13 protein-coding genes are annotated in these 13,712 nt (G+C 63.8%); 7 read left to right on the top strand and 6 right to left on the bottom strand.

All coding sequences use genetic code 11. The annotated features are described in order from the left end of the window. Window positions 1-19 precede the first annotated feature (19 nt). Both AC0L2J_RS29675 and AC0L2J_RS29670 read left to right on the top strand, forming a co-directional pair. On the top strand, window positions 20-541 hold the full coding sequence (locus AC0L2J_RS29675) for a hypothetical protein (RefSeq protein ID WP_473248171.1): 522 nt from the start codon (window positions 20-22) through the stop codon (window positions 539-541). Between the two features lie 117 nt (window positions 542-658). After that, entirely contained in the window at window positions 659-1,708 is a 1,050-nt protein-coding gene (locus AC0L2J_RS29670; protein WP_473395374.1) for an amidohydrolase family protein, read from the top strand. Window positions 1,709-1,804: 96 nt separating this feature from the next. Here AC0L2J_RS29670 and AC0L2J_RS29665 read toward each other — a convergent pair whose 3' ends face one another. Further along, window positions 1,805-2,260, bottom strand: a complete 456-nt coding sequence (locus AC0L2J_RS29665) for a cupin domain-containing protein (RefSeq protein WP_007605139.1) — start codon at window positions 2,258-2,260, stop codon at window positions 1,805-1,807. Between the two features lie 235 nt (window positions 2,261-2,495). Between AC0L2J_RS29665 and AC0L2J_RS29660 the strand changes: the two genes are divergently transcribed. Then, entirely contained in the window at window positions 2,496-3,050 is a 555-nt protein-coding gene (locus AC0L2J_RS29660) for a hypothetical protein (RefSeq protein WP_473395373.1), read from the top strand. A gap of 156 nt (window positions 3,051-3,206) precedes the next feature. Here AC0L2J_RS29660 and AC0L2J_RS29655 read toward each other — a convergent pair whose 3' ends face one another. Together AC0L2J_RS29655 and pcaB are read right to left on the bottom strand one after the other, a co-directional pair. After that, window positions 3,207-4,463 (bottom strand): aminopeptidase, encoded by a 1,257-nt coding sequence (locus tag AC0L2J_RS29655; protein ID WP_473395372.1) that lies wholly within the window; start codon window positions 4,461-4,463, stop codon window positions 3,207-3,209. 113 nt (window positions 4,464-4,576) lie between these two features. Next, complete coding sequence (gene pcaB / locus AC0L2J_RS29650; RefSeq protein WP_007605135.1) at window positions 4,577-5,938, bottom strand: 3-carboxy-cis,cis-muconate cycloisomerase; 1,362 nt, start codon at window positions 5,936-5,938, stop codon at window positions 4,577-4,579. 274 nt (window positions 5,939-6,212) lie between these two features. Here pcaB and AC0L2J_RS29645 point away from each other — a divergent pair, with 274 nt between their 5' ends. Further along, window positions 6,213-7,772, top strand: coding sequence for a winged helix-turn-helix domain-containing tetratricopeptide repeat protein (locus tag AC0L2J_RS29645; RefSeq protein ID WP_063994580.1), 1,560 nt, complete (start codon window positions 6,213-6,215; stop codon window positions 7,770-7,772). A gap of 44 nt (window positions 7,773-7,816) precedes the next feature. Here AC0L2J_RS29645 and AC0L2J_RS29640 read toward each other — a convergent pair whose 3' ends face one another. Together AC0L2J_RS29640 and mddA are read right to left on the bottom strand one after the other, a co-directional pair. Beyond that, on the bottom strand, window positions 7,817-8,239 hold the full coding sequence (locus tag AC0L2J_RS29640) for a GFA family protein (RefSeq protein ID WP_473395371.1): 423 nt from the start codon (window positions 8,237-8,239) through the stop codon (window positions 7,817-7,819). A 226-nt stretch (window positions 8,240-8,465) separates the two neighbouring features. Then, window positions 8,466-9,251, bottom strand: a complete 786-nt coding sequence (gene mddA, locus AC0L2J_RS29635; protein WP_063994579.1) for a methanethiol S-methyltransferase — start codon at window positions 9,249-9,251, stop codon at window positions 8,466-8,468. A gap of 134 nt (window positions 9,252-9,385) precedes the next feature. Here mddA and AC0L2J_RS29630 point away from each other — a divergent pair, with 134 nt between their 5' ends. Further along, complete coding sequence (locus AC0L2J_RS29630; protein WP_473395370.1) at window positions 9,386-10,936, top strand: winged helix-turn-helix domain-containing protein; 1,551 nt, start codon at window positions 9,386-9,388, stop codon at window positions 10,934-10,936. Window positions 10,937-10,943: 7 nt separating this feature from the next. On the opposite strand, the gene irr is transcribed toward AC0L2J_RS29630, so the two are convergent. Continuing rightward, complete coding sequence (irr, locus tag AC0L2J_RS29625; RefSeq protein WP_063994578.1) at window positions 10,944-11,426, bottom strand: Fur family transcriptional regulator Irr; 483 nt, start codon at window positions 11,424-11,426, stop codon at window positions 10,944-10,946. Between the two features lie 178 nt (window positions 11,427-11,604). Here irr and AC0L2J_RS29620 point away from each other — a divergent pair, with 178 nt between their 5' ends. Together AC0L2J_RS29620 and AC0L2J_RS29615 are read left to right on the top strand one after the other, a co-directional pair. Beyond that, window positions 11,605-11,916, top strand: coding sequence for a hypothetical protein (locus tag AC0L2J_RS29620; protein WP_007605124.1), 312 nt, complete (start codon window positions 11,605-11,607; stop codon window positions 11,914-11,916). A gap of 217 nt (window positions 11,917-12,133) precedes the next feature. Continuing rightward, complete coding sequence (locus tag AC0L2J_RS29615) at window positions 12,134-13,684, top strand: ABC transporter substrate-binding protein (RefSeq protein WP_007605122.1); 1,551 nt, start codon at window positions 12,134-12,136, stop codon at window positions 13,682-13,684. The last annotated feature ends 28 nt before the right edge of the window (window positions 13,685-13,712 follow it).

The following is a 13,712-nucleotide window of genomic DNA, read 5'->3' as shown; positions in this document are numbered from 1 at the left end:
CTCGCAACAGGAGATCGACATGACCGACTTTGCGAGATTATTGCACGCGGACGCACCGAACCCCGAGCACGCGGCGGCGCTCCAGCTTTACGGCCGCTTCGTCGGCGATTGGGACGCCGAGATCACCGCCCACGGAGCCGATGGAACGAAACACACCGCGCCCGGCGAAATCCATTTCGGCTGGGTGCTGGAGGGCCGCGCCGTCCAGGACGTCTGGATCATTCCGCGCCCGGCCGGCAGCCCGGCCTTGCCGATCGCCGGCAATTGGTACGGCACGACGCTGCGGGTCTACGATCCGACCATCGATGCATGGCGGATTTCCTGGTTCGATCCCGGCCGCCGCATATTCCGCCAGCAGATCGGCCGTCCACGCGATGCCGACATCGTGCAGGAAGGCACGACCGAAGCCGGCGACCTGACGCGCTGGAGTTTTACGGAGATCACCGAGGATTTCTTCCACTGGCTCGGCGAGGTCAAGCCGACCAGCGCAACCGATTGGCGGCTGATGGTCGATGTGAGGGCGAAGCGGCGCAAGGGATGACGACGGCGCCGCTGTGCCCGCGATGACGGGTGCGGTTGCGCAATGCGCGCTGCTGCGTGCGAGGACGAGGTGCTAGGCTCCCCAAACAAGAAGCGTACGTAAAGGGAGTGCACGCCGATGGCTGCAAGCGGTCTGCCCGCCAACACGAGCGGGCTATTCGTCGAGCCGCGCGAGGACTGGCTCGCGCTGCATCAGGAGGAGATCATCGATCCCTCGCGGCCGATCGTCGATCCCCATCACCATCTCTGGGATCGCGGGCACCGCTACCTGATCGAGGAGATGGCGGCCGATATCGCCTCCGGCCACAACGTCATCGCCACCGTCTATGTCGATTGCCGCTCGATGTATCGTGCGCACGGGCCCGAAGCATTCCGGCCGGTCGGTGAGGTCGAGTTCGCCAACGGCGTCGCCGCGATGAGCGCCAGCGGCGGCTACGGCAGGGCCGCGATTTGCGCCGGCATCGTCAGCCACGTCAATCTGCTGCTCGGCGATGCCGCAAAACCGGTGCTGGAGGCCGAGATCGCGGCGGGCAACGGTCGCTTCCGCGGCATCCGGCATTCCTCGGCCTGGGACCAGGATCCTGCTGTCGCCGGCATGTATGCGAGCCGGCCGCAGGGATTGCTGCAGGACCCGGCCTTCCGCAAGGGCTTCGCCTGTCTGGCGCCGCTGAACCTGAGCTTCGACGCCTGGCTGTTCCATCCGCAGATCGGCGAGCTGACCGAGCTCGCCCGCGCATTTCCCGACACCAGGATCGTGCTCGACCATTGCGGCGGACCGGCCGGAATCGGCCGCTTTGCCGGGCGACGCGAGGAGGTGTTTCCGCAATGGCGCGCCTCGATCCAGGAGATCGCCAAATGCGAGAACGTGATGGTGAAGCTCGGCGGGCTCGCGATGTGCCTGCTCGGCTACGACTTCCATTTGCGCGAGAGGCCGCCGTCATCCGAGCAGCTTGCCGCCGCGTGGCGGCCCTACGTCGAGACCTGCATCGAGGCGTTTGGACCCAAGCGCGCGATGTTCGAGAGCAATTTCCCGCCCGACAAGGGCCAGTGCAGCTACCAGGTGATCTTCAACGCCTTCAAGCGTATCGCGGCGCCCTTGAGCGAGACCGAGAAGATGGCGTTGTTCTCGCAGACCGCGAGCGATTTCTACCGGCTCGATTTGCCTTAAAGGGATTGGCGCCATGACGAGAACAGGGGCCGGGATGTTGATCCCGGCCCCTGTTCCGTCGTGACCGCTGGGAAGCGTCGTAGAACTGTTTGAACTCTAATTAGCGCCCATCAGCGAGGCCGGACGGCGCTCGCCGGTGGAGACGAAGATCTTCTTGAGCTTGTTGACGACGCGGATCAGGAAGCCGATCATCACGGGATTGGTCTTGCGGCAGAACGCGATCTTCTTGACGTGGCCTTCGACATGCCATTTGGCGTGCGCGCCGTCGCGGAAGAAGATGACGTCCCCTGGGCCGTAGCGCTTCGGCGGCATCCCGTCGCTTTCGAGCACGATCGACCCTTCCATGATCATGATCGTCTCGTCGATGTCATAGTACCAGTTGAAGCGGCCTTCGGTGCAAGCCCAGATGATGGTCGAAGCGGTGCCATCGGCGCTGGTGGATAGGATGTGCGAGCGCGACACCGGATTGCCTTCAATGATCCAGGACGGTTCGATCGGCCGCAGCTCGAGGTCTACATTGCAATTACCGATTTCAATCAACGCACGCGACATCTGTTCCCCCAGGGGATAAAATATGATCCGCCGGGTCTCGGCCCGGATTGTTCAAAGATGGCGGGAACGCTAGTAGCCGGTTTTTAATTCTTTCTTACGCGGGGCCCGACAATCAGCCGCAAGTTGCAGACGCGAAACGGTTAACGTCGCGATTCCCCTGCAATTTCGTGCACATGAACCCTTCTTTTCCGGGGTGCGACAAAGTGCGCGAAGCTACTGAAAGGAGCCAATGCCGATGCCCCTCACCCCGGAGGTTCTCGCAGCTGAAGGCGAGGTCGTGGCCTGGCTCGGCAGCCTTGATGTCTCCTTCGCAACCGACGAGGAGCCCTGGTTCACCGTCGACGGCATCGAAAGCCCCCGGCAGATCGGCAGTGACGGCTCCGGCGGCGCGTTCGTGCTGCTGCCATCCCAGAACGTGCTCTACGTCTCGTCGGAAGGCCGCGCGGGAATCATCGCGGAGAGTTTCGAGGCTTTCGTCCAGCTCGTTGTGGCGCGCCCCTATTGGCTCGACATCCTCAAATTTTCCGCCGGCGGTGACCTCCATGAGATGCGGCGGGCGGCGGACGCGCTGGAGGCCGCACTCGACGACGAGGACGACGTCAACGAGGCCCGCGAGCAAATCCGCGGGAGTCTCGACCTGCCCGAGGCGAATGATCCGGTCGGTGCGCTCTACGACGCGGTGGCGGCCTCCGACACCATCGTGCGGGCTACCGACGGCAGCCCGTTCACGACGCTGTTCAACCGCTTCAGCATCGACAACAGCCCGATGCTGCGCAATGCGGCGGCGTAAGAGGTGCCTTGAGGATCCTTGCTCGGCCTGCATGGTTCGAGACGCGCCGTAACCGGCGCTTCTCACCATGAGGATCCAAGATGTCGCAACGAATCAAGACCTCATCCTGAGGAGCCCGCCAGCGCGGGCGTCTCGAAGGATGGACAGCAAGACGCGCTACTTCGCCCATTCGCCCTTGCGAAACACCGGCACTTTGCTGCCGTCGGCCAGAATTCCGTCGATGTCGGTCTCGGCCGAGCCGATCATCCAGTCGATATGGATCAGGCTCTGATTGCCGCCTTGCGCCGCGATCTGCTGCGGCGTGAGCTGGGCGCCGTTGACGAAGCACTTCGAATAGCACTGGCCAAGCGCGATGTGCGAGGCCGCGTTCTCGTCGAACAGCGTGTTGTAGAACAACAGCCCGCTCTGCGAGATCGGCGAGGAATGCGGCACCAGCGCCACTTCGCCGAGACGCCGCGCGCCATCGTCGGTGTCCAGCACCTTGTTCAGCACCTCCTCGCCGCGCGAAGCCTTCGCGTCCACGATCCTGCCGTCCTCGAAACGCACCGCGATGTTGTCGATCAGCGTGCCCTGGTAGGACAGTGGCTTCGAGCTCACGACATGGCCGTAGACACGCCGGCAATGCGGCGTGGTGAAGACCTCTTCGGTCGGGATATTGGCGTTGCAGCTGATGCCGTTCTTGGACAGCGAGGCACCGCCCTCCCATTCATGGCCGTCGGCGAGGCCGATCGTGAGGTCGGTGCCCGGTCCCGAGTACTGGAGCGCGCGGAAACGCTGGCCGTTGAGCCAGTTGGTGCGCTCGCGCAGCACCGCGTTGTGGCTCACCCAATTGGCCGGTGCGTCGTCGCGATCGACGCGGGACGCCGCGAAGATCGCGTCCGCCAGCTTGCCGATCGCAACCTCTTCAGGATCGTTCGGAAAGACTTGCTTCGCCCAGGACGGGCTCGGATAGGCAATGATGTTCCAGTTGGTGTCGAAATTGACGATCTTTTCCAGCGCGGGCTGATAGGCCATGGAATTCGCCTTGCTGGCGCGCGCGACCTTGGAAGCATCTTCGCCCGAGAGCAGCATCGGATTGTCGCCGACGATGGCGAGACGGGCGGTGTTGTTCGAGAACGCCTTGGCCATGCCCTCATAGAGCCAGTTGGCGGCGCGATCGAAGCTGTCGTCGTGGCCGTGGCGATAGCGCGCCAGCGTCATCTCTTCGTCGGAGAGAATGGGCGTCACGATGCCGGCGCCGGCCTTGTAGGCATGCACGGCAATCCGCCGCACCAGCGGCAACGCGATCGCAGGTGCCGTCAAGAGCAGATCCTGGCCCGGCCGCAAGCCCAGGCCCACCTTCACCGCCACCTCGGCCAGCCGGTCGAGCTTCACGGGATCGATGGGAGTGGAGGTGATGCGTTGATCAGTCATGCCGGGTCCTCTGCCGAACGTCTCTTGCTCAATTTAAGTCTAGCATCGCGAGACACAAGTGCGCGAGTGCCTTGCAACACCCCAAATATACGCAGTTTCGCGCATTTTGGTTTTCAACGTGTTGCCGATTTCAGCACCCGGTCGACCATGGCGGGAGCAAGGCCGAGGTAATTTTTCGGTGATGTCAGCGCCTCGATCGTGGCACGGTCGATTCTGACAGAGACGCGGGAATCGGACGACAGCGCGTCCGCCAGTGTCAGGCCGTTCTCATTGGCGAGCCGGCAGGCGTCGTAGACCACGTCATGGGCCTCCTGCCGCCCGATCTCAGGCGCGAGCCCCATCATGACGGCTTCGGCCACGATCAGACCGCGGCTGACGGCGAGATTCTCGTTCATCTTGCTTTCATCCACGATGAGGCCGGCGAGCGCGAACTTCGCCTGATGCAACGCGCCGGCGGTCAGCACGAAACTCTCTGGGATCGCCATCCATTCGGCGTGCCAGGGCCCGGTGGCGCGCTCGAAATCCTGCACCATGGCATCCAGCATGAGGCCGGCGTGCTGGCGCACCGCCTTCGACGCGGCGAGCATCAGTTCCGAGGAGATCGGGTTGCGCTTCTGAGGCATGGTCGAGGAAGCACCGCGTCCCTTGACGAAGGGCTCGTAGACCTCGGCGAATTCGGTCGAGGCCATGATCATGATGTCGAGCGCGATCTTGCCGAGCGAGCCGGTGACAAGCGCCAGGAAATTCACGGCCTCGGCAAAACCGTCGCGTGCGACATGCCAGGTCGAGGCGGGAACGCCAAGCTTCAGTTCGGCGCAGAGCGCTTCCTGCACCTCGAACCCCTTGTCGCCGAGGGAGGCCAGCGTGCCGGCGGCGCCGGCGAACTGGCCGACCAGGACGCGCGGCTTCAATTCACGGATCCGCTCGGCATGGCGGTCGAACATCGCGAGCCAGATCGCTGTCTTGTAGCCGAAGGTGACCGGCAGCGCCTGCTGGAGATGGGTGCGGCCCGCCATCGGCGTGTCACGGTAGCGCTTCGAGAGGTCGGCGAGGATTGTGCGCAGCGCGGCGATGTCCTGTTCGACGATCTCGAGCCCGGCGCGCAGTTGCAGCACCACGGCGGTGTCCATGATGTCCTGCGTGGTCGCGCCCCAATGCACATAGCGGCCGGCATCGCCGCATTGCTTCACTATCTGATGCACGAGCGGCAGGATCGGATAGCCGACGACATCGGTCTCCTGCCGCAACAGGTCGAAATCCAGCGCGGCAGCGTCGGTCCGCGCCGCGATCTGATCGGCGGCATCCTGCGGAATCACCCCGCACTTCGCTTCCGCCTTCGCCAGGGCCACCTCGACCTCGGCATAGCGCGCGACCGTCGCGATATCGGAAAACACCTCCCGCATCTGCGGCGTGCCGAAGGCATCGCGGAACAACATGGAATCCAGCACGGTGGTCGAGGCATGAAAAGCGGGCATGGGCGTTTCTTCGTGGTTGGTGTTTTGTGCGAGGGCAGCTTACGCACACGGAACCGTTCGGCAATGGACATTCACTATTCGTCAGGTTTTCAGACGTCCAAACTGTCGCCCCGGCATGTTCTTACCCGGGCTGCATTCCTCCCCATAAATCGCATGCCTGCCATCACGCGATCGTGGTGAACCGGACAGGCCCTCCGGCGCACTCACAGAGATCAGCCGAAATCCGTTTGCTTTCATCATTGCCCGATATTGCCTTGAGGTCTGAGTTTTCGCCGTGCAGTTTCTGTTCCGGGATCACCTGCTCGATACCGATCTGCGCGAGCTGAGCCGCGAGCAGGTTCCCGTTGCCGTGGAGCCGCAGGTCTTCGATCTCGTCGTCCACCTCATGGAGAACCGCGATCGGGTGGTCAGCAAGGACGAGCTCATCGACAAGATCTGGCACGGGCGCAGCGTCTCCGAATCCACCCTGACCAGCCGGATCAATGCGGCACGCAAGGCGGTCGGCGACACCGGCGCGAGCCAGGCGCTGATCCGCACCATCTCACGCAAGGGTTTTCGTTTCGTCGGCGACGTCGAGACCAAGCGGGGGGCAACCGCGCCGGAATCCGATTTCGGAGCGAAGCTTCTGCAGGCCCCGCTGCAGCTACCGGACCGGCCGGCGATCGCGGTGCTGCCCTTCACCAACATGAGCGGCGACCTCGAGCAGGATTATTTCTCCGACGGGATCAGCGAGGACATCATCACCGCGCTGTCGAAGCTGCGCTGGTTCTTCGTCATCGCGCGCAACTCCTCCTTCGTCTACAAAGGCCGCGCCGTGCACATGCACGAGGTCGCGCGCGAGCTCGGCGTGCGCTACGTGCTCGAAGGCAGTGTGCGGCGGAGTGGCGATCGCGTGCGCATCTCCGCGCAGCTCAACGACGTCTCGACCGGCAGCCATCTCTGGGCCGAACGATACGACCGCGAGCTTGCCGACATCTTCGCGGTGCAGGACGAGATCACCGAGGCGATCGTCGCCGCGATCGAGCCGCAGCTCTATACCGCCGAGAGTTTTCGCGCCCAGCAGAAGCCGCCGGGAAGCCTGGATGCCTGGGACCTCGTGATGCGTGCATTGTCGCATTACTGGCGCATCACCCGCGAGGACAATGCCGCCGCGCAAGGACTGCTCGAGAAGGCCGTCGCGCTCGATCCCGCCTATGGCAAGGCGCTCGGCCTGCTCGCGACCAGCCACATCTTCGGCGCGCATATGGGCTGGTCCGACATGGCCGCGACCGTGCCGGTGGCCGAGCGCGCCGCGCTCGCGGCGGTGGAGGCCGATCGTGAGGATGCCTGGGCCCATCACGGCCTGGCATACACTTATCTATTCCGCCGCCGCTTCGACGACGCACTGGCGGAATTCGAGCTGGCGCTGAACCTCAATCCGAACTTTGCGATGGCGCATGCCTTCTACGGCGTGACGCTGTGCTACGCCGGACGATGGCAGAACGGCGATGTCGCGGCGCGCCGCGCGCTGCGGCTGAGCCCGCGCGACCCGCTCGCCGCGATCTATTGCGGCGTCGCGGCCTATGCCCGGTTCATCGGCCGCGACTACGAAGGCGCCGCACAGATGGCGCGCGAGTCGATGCGGCAGCGCGCCGATTTCGTCGGCGCGCATCGCGTGCTGACGGCCGCCGCCGGAATGTCAGGGGATCCCGCGCGCGCCGCTTCCGCCCTGGAAGGCTTGCGCCGCGCCCAACCCGGCATCTCGCTGGCCTGGATCACGCGCGAGCTGCCGATGCTGCGGGACGAGGATCGCGAGCATTACCTCGAAGGATTGCGGCGCGCGGGGATGAGGTAGCGAATCTCTCCTCTCCCCGCTGCGGGGAGAGGAGAAGGGCGCCGCTACTCCTGCATCATCTCGCCGCTGCCGCCGAACTCGGCCGGGAAATCCTTGAGCTTGGGCAGGCCGTCGCGCATCGGCAGCACCGTCTCGGCGTAATTGACGTGGACGCCGGGCGCAAACGCGAGCGTGGGGATGGTGGCAGTGAAGACGTCGACCAGGCCGAGCGGGGGATGGTTGGTCATGAGATGACCGCCGCACTTCTTGCAATATTTGCGCTGGCTGAGCGGCGTCTTCGCAAAGGTCTCGACATTCTGAGCACCTTCGGTGATGCGCACGGCCTCGGGCTTCCACAGACTGAAGGCGTTCACCGGACCGCCCGACCACGAGCGGCACGAGCTGCAATGGCAATAGCCCATCGCTTCCGGCGCGCCTGTGACCTCGATCGTGATCGCGCCACAGAAGCAGCTTCCAACATGTTTCATTAGGTCGTCTCCGTTGATGATTGTTTAGATTCCTCTCCCCGCTCCTGTTTGCCGATAACTCGGCAAAACGAATGCGGGGTCGCGACGAGCTTCGCTCGCGCAGGTAACGTCGGGGTGAGGGGATCACCCCGAGAAGCGTTGAAGGTTGCGTCCGGCAAGCTCCGATACGCGCCTCGGCGCCGCCGCGCATCCTCCTTTCGGCGGACGCGACGGAAAGACGCGCAAGCTATACCGACTTGCGCCAGGGAATAAGCATCGACACCCGTTGTTTGTACTGCCGGTACTCGTCGCCGAAGAGATCGATGAGATCGTGCTCCTCCAGCGCGATGCCAACGAAGATGTAGAGCGTGGTCACGGCGGCGAACAGCAGATGGCCCGCGGTCATGACCGGCGCCGCCCAGAACGCGATGATGAAGCCGAGATAGATCGGATGACGGACGAATTTGTAGAGCAGCGGCGTCTTGAATCGCGGCGGCGACGCTTCCTTGCCGACGAGATGATTGGTCACCTGATGCAATCCGAACAGCTCGAAATGATTGATGATGAAGGTCGAGGTAAACACCAGGACCCAGCCTACCAGCGACAGCGTGACGATCGTCACAGCAAGATCCGGGTTCGCGACCTCCCATATGACCGTGGGCAGCGGGCGCCACTGCCAGAACAGGAGGAGCAATGACAGGCTCGCAAACAGCACATAGGTGCTGCGCTCGACCGGCTTGGGGACGTACTGCGTCCACCAGGCCTTGAATTGCCGCCGCGCCATCACGCTGTGCTGGACCGCAAACAGGGCCATCAGGAGCAGATTGATGATGACGGCCTCGGCCACGGGCGTGTCGGTCCCGGTGTCGATGGTCTTCGGCACCACCAGCCCCATGACGAAGCCGATGGCGTAGAGAATGGTGACGAAAAACACGAGATACGCCGCAATTCCGTACAGAAAGGCGATGAACTTGAAAATGCGTGAGCCCGCAACGGGGGCGATAGGATGAACCTGATGATCAATTTGGGTCATAAGCAGCTCCGTTGTGCCAAAACGCCGGCACTTCATTGGTCGCTGCACCATGCCGCACCCGAGGTCCCAGGACTTTCGCGGACGGTTGATTTTCGCCTGAGACGACTTTGATTTTTGCTTGAGACGACAAAAACGTGCGATTTTGCTTTGAAAACAACGTGCTCGACGGCGACCTGCGGGAACTCACCTGCAGCGGAGCCGCCGTGCCGTTGCAGCCGCAGGTGTTCGATCTCCTGCTCTATCTGGTGGCGCAGCGCACCCGTGTGGTCAGCAAGGATGACCTGATCAGCCAGATCTGGAGCGATCGGATCATCTCGGATTCCGCCCTGAACAGCCGGATCAACGCCGCCCGCAAGGCGCTCGGCGACGACGGTGCGAGCCAGCGGCTGATCAAGACCATTCCGCGAAAAGGCTTTCGTTTCGTCGGCGAGGTCCGGGAAGAAGCGGCAGTCGCGACCGCCCCCACGCAACCCGCCGCTGCCCTGCCGCGCGCCCTGGCGGACCGTCCGGCGGTCGCGGTGCTCGCTTTCGAGAACATGAGCGGCGATCCCGCACAGGACTATTTCGGCGACGGCATCAGCGAGGACATCCTCACCGCGCTGTCGAAGCAGCGCTGGTTCATGGTGATCGCCCGCAACTCGTCCTTTACCTACAAGGGGCGCGCGGTCCACATCCGGCAGATCGCCGAGGAACTCGGCGTCCGCTACGTCGTCGAAGGCAGCGTGCGCAAGTCGGACAACCGGGTACGCATCACGGCGCAGCTCAACGACGCCACAACCGGCAGCCATCTCTGGGCCGAGCGCTACGACCGCGAGCTGGTCGACGTGTTCGCCGTGCAGGACGAAATCACCAACGCGATCGCCGCGGCGATCGAGCCGCAGATTCATGCGGCGGAAAGTTTTCGCGCCCATCGCAAGCCCCCCGCGAGCCTGGATGCCTGGGATCTCCTGATGCGGGCGCTGTCGCATTACTGGCGCGTGACGCGGCAGGATCACGAGGCCGCGCAGGCGCTGCTCGAACGCGCGATCGGGATCGATCCGAATTACGGCCAGGCGCTGTCGGTGCTCGCGGCGAACCACATGTTCGGCGTGCATCTCGGCTGGGCCGAGCTTGCCGTGGTGGCGCCGGTGGCGGAAGCCGCCGCGCTCGCCGCGGTGCGCTGCGACCACGAGGACGCCTGGGCGCACGCCGCGCTCGGCAGCGTCTACTTCTCGACGCGAAGGCTTGCGGACGCACTGTCCGAGTTCGAGCAGGCGCTGGCGCTCAATCCGAACTTCTCGCTGGCGCAGGGCTATTACGCACTGGCGCTGTCCTATGCCGGGCGGCCGAAGGATTCATTCGAGGCAGCGCAGAGGGCAATGCGGCTCTCGCCGCGCGATCCATCCCTGGCGATCTATCACGGCATCGCCGGCTATGCCCGCTTCACCGAGCGGCGCTATGGCGAAGCCATCGCGCTCGCGCGGGAGGCGATCCGCCACCGCGGCGACCTCACCGGCGCCTACCGCGTGCTGGCGGTTTCTGCCGGCATGACCGGCGACGGCGTGCTTGCGGAGATGGCGCTGGGCGAGCTCCGCCGCACCCAGCCCAACATCTCGCTGCACTGGATTTCGACGCAATTGCCATGGGCCAACGAGGCCGACCGCGAGCACTATCTGGAAGGATTCCGGCGGGCCGGCTTGCGCTAGACGATCGTCATGCCGGGTCTACGTCGCGCTTCCGCCGCAGATGGACGACAACGTCGAGTCGCGCGATCTCGTGACCCGGGAGCGCTTCGGGGATCCTGGTGAAGGTCAGGCCGTCGGTGACGTCGACCAGCACATCCTCGCCTTCGAGGTAGAAATGCGGATGCACGGACGTGTCGGTGTCGAAGAACGACTTGATGCCGTCGGCTGCGATCCGGCGCAATAGGCCGGCTTCGGTGAACTGGTTCAGCGTGTTGTAGACGGTCGCAAGCGACAGCCGCAGATTGGCGGCCGTCGCTTCTTCATAAAGCCCCTCCGCTGTCACATGACGATGAGGGCGGAGAAACAGCATTTGGCCGAGCGCCAGGCGGTGGCGCGTCAGCCTGAGGCCGGCATCGCCGAGCAATTGCGCGCAACGTGCCGACGCCTCGTCCGCGAGAGAGATGGTGATATCGCCTGAATCGGCTTCGGGAATGGTGGAATGGACGTTCATTGCCGATGCACTCGCAGTTGACCGGGCACGCGGAAACTTCATGCGTCCTGCCATCAGATCGCAGAAGCCGCAGCCCGGCTTTGATCCGAATCAAATCGGGAGCGAGCCCGCCTCTGACCTATCGCAAGGTGGCCAGGTTTATTCCCGGCCAGAATAGCCTGACATCAATGAGGCTCACATGTCCAAGCCGGTTCCCGACAAGGCAGAGATCGCACTCGAATATCCCGACAAATTCTATGTCGGCACGTTCGGGCATTCATCGCGGTTCGAGGCACGACTCGACGGCAGCGGCGTTGCGCTGGTGCTGCAGCAACCGGGCACGGCGGACGAACGCAAATCGGTGCACCTGCACCTCAATTTCGGCTTGCTCGCCGGGATCCTGCGCGAGCTCGCGGGCAGTGTCGCGGCCATCCCCAAGGACGACATCGCGCACCGGGAGCAACTCGCGGACGCGCTTGCCGAGTTGCAACGGGTGCTGCGGCCCTCCTGAAGCCGCGCGGCGCGCCGGCGCCGGTTTGGCCGTCAAACGCCATAACAGGACGCGCTGTACATTTTTTGTGCGAACATTGTCGAGACTTTCATCTTGCGGCGCCGAATGAGACCGTGTGAGCCTCGATCCCGGATGGGGACTGGGATGGGCCGGCCGTAGCTTTGCGCGCCACGACGTGCGAAGCGTTTGCGCTGGTCTCGCTTGAGAAAGATACGACATGTCAAAACGAGTGTTGCTTGGTGTCCTCCTGGCTTGCGGCCTCGCGGCCCCGGCGCTGGCGCAAGAGCCGAAAGCGGGTGGAGCGATCAACGCCGTGATTCAGCCCGAGCCGCCCGGCCTGATGCTGGCGATGGTCCAGAACGGCCCGGTGCAGATGGTCTCGGGCAACATTTTCGAGGGCCTGCTTCGCTACAGCCCCAAGCTCGAACCCCAGCCGGAGCTCGCCGAGAGCTGGAGCGTCAGCGAGGACGCAAAAACCTATACGTTCAAGCTCAGGAAGGGCGTGACCTGGCATGACGGCAAGCCCTTCACCGCCGCCGACGTGCTGTTCTCGCTCGAGATGCTGAAACAGACGCATGCGCGCGCCCGCAACAACCTCGCGCAGGTCGACAAGGTCGAGGCTCCCGACGACTACACGGTGGTGTTCACGCTGAAGCAGCCGTTCGGTCCGTTCCTCGGCATCTTCGAGGTCGGCTCGATGCCGATGGTGCCGAAGCATCTCTATGAGGGCACCGACTGGAAGACCAATCCCTACAACAACGCCCCTGTCGGCACCGGCCCCTTCATGTTCAAGGAATGGCAGAAGGGCTCCTTCATCCGCCTGGTCAAGAACCCGAACTATTACGAGAAGGGCAAGCCCTATCTCGACGAGATCTACTGGCAGATCATTCCCGATGCCGCGGCGCGCTCGGTGGCATATGAGACCGGCAAGGTCGACGTGCTGCCCGGCGGCTCGGTCGAGAATTTCGACGTGCCGCGGCTGTCCAAGCTGAAGGACACCTGCGTCACCGGCGCCGGCTGGGAGTTCTTCTCGCCGCTGGCCTGGCTGTGGCTCAACAACCGCCAGGGTCCGCTCGCCGACAAGCGGGTGCGGCAGGCGGTCATGTTTGCGATCGACCGCGACTTCGCCAAGGACGTGATCTGGAACGGGCTCGGCAAGGTTGCGACCGGCCCGTCCGCATCGACCATCAAATACTATACCAGCGACGTGCCGAAATATCCGTACGATCCGGCCAAGGCCAAGGCGCTGCTGAAGGAAGCCGGTTACAAGGGCGAGAAGATCCGCCTTCTGCCGCTCGCCTATGGCGAGACCTGGCAGCGCTGGGGTGAAGCCGTGAAGCAGAACCTCCAGGACGTCGGCATGAACATCGAGACCATCGCCACCGACGTCGCCGGCGGCAACCAGAAGATCGGCGACTGGGACTACGACATCGCTTTCACCTATCTCTACCAGTACGGCGACCCCGCACTCGGCGTCGGCCGCAACTACGTTTCCAGCGCCATCGCCAAGGGCCAGGTGTTCAACAACGTCGAGGGTTACTCCAACCCGGAGATCGACAAGCTGTTCGCCGACGGCGCGGTGGCAACGCCCGACTCCAAGCGCAAGGAGATCTACGAGAAGGCGCAGAAGATCCTGGTCGAGGACGTGCCGGTGGCCTGGATGCTCGAGCTGCAATTCCCGACCATCATGCGCTGCAAGGTCAAGAACCTGATCACCACCGGCATCGGGGTCAATGACGGCTTCAAGGACGCATGGCTCGACAAGTAATGACAGGCGTTCCAAGCTCCTCTTACCT

The sequence above is a fragment of the Bradyrhizobium sp. MV1.5 genome (assembly GCF_055807615.1).
Note: the sequence above shows the minus strand (reverse complement) of the source record. Positions and strands in the feature narration are given on the sequence as shown.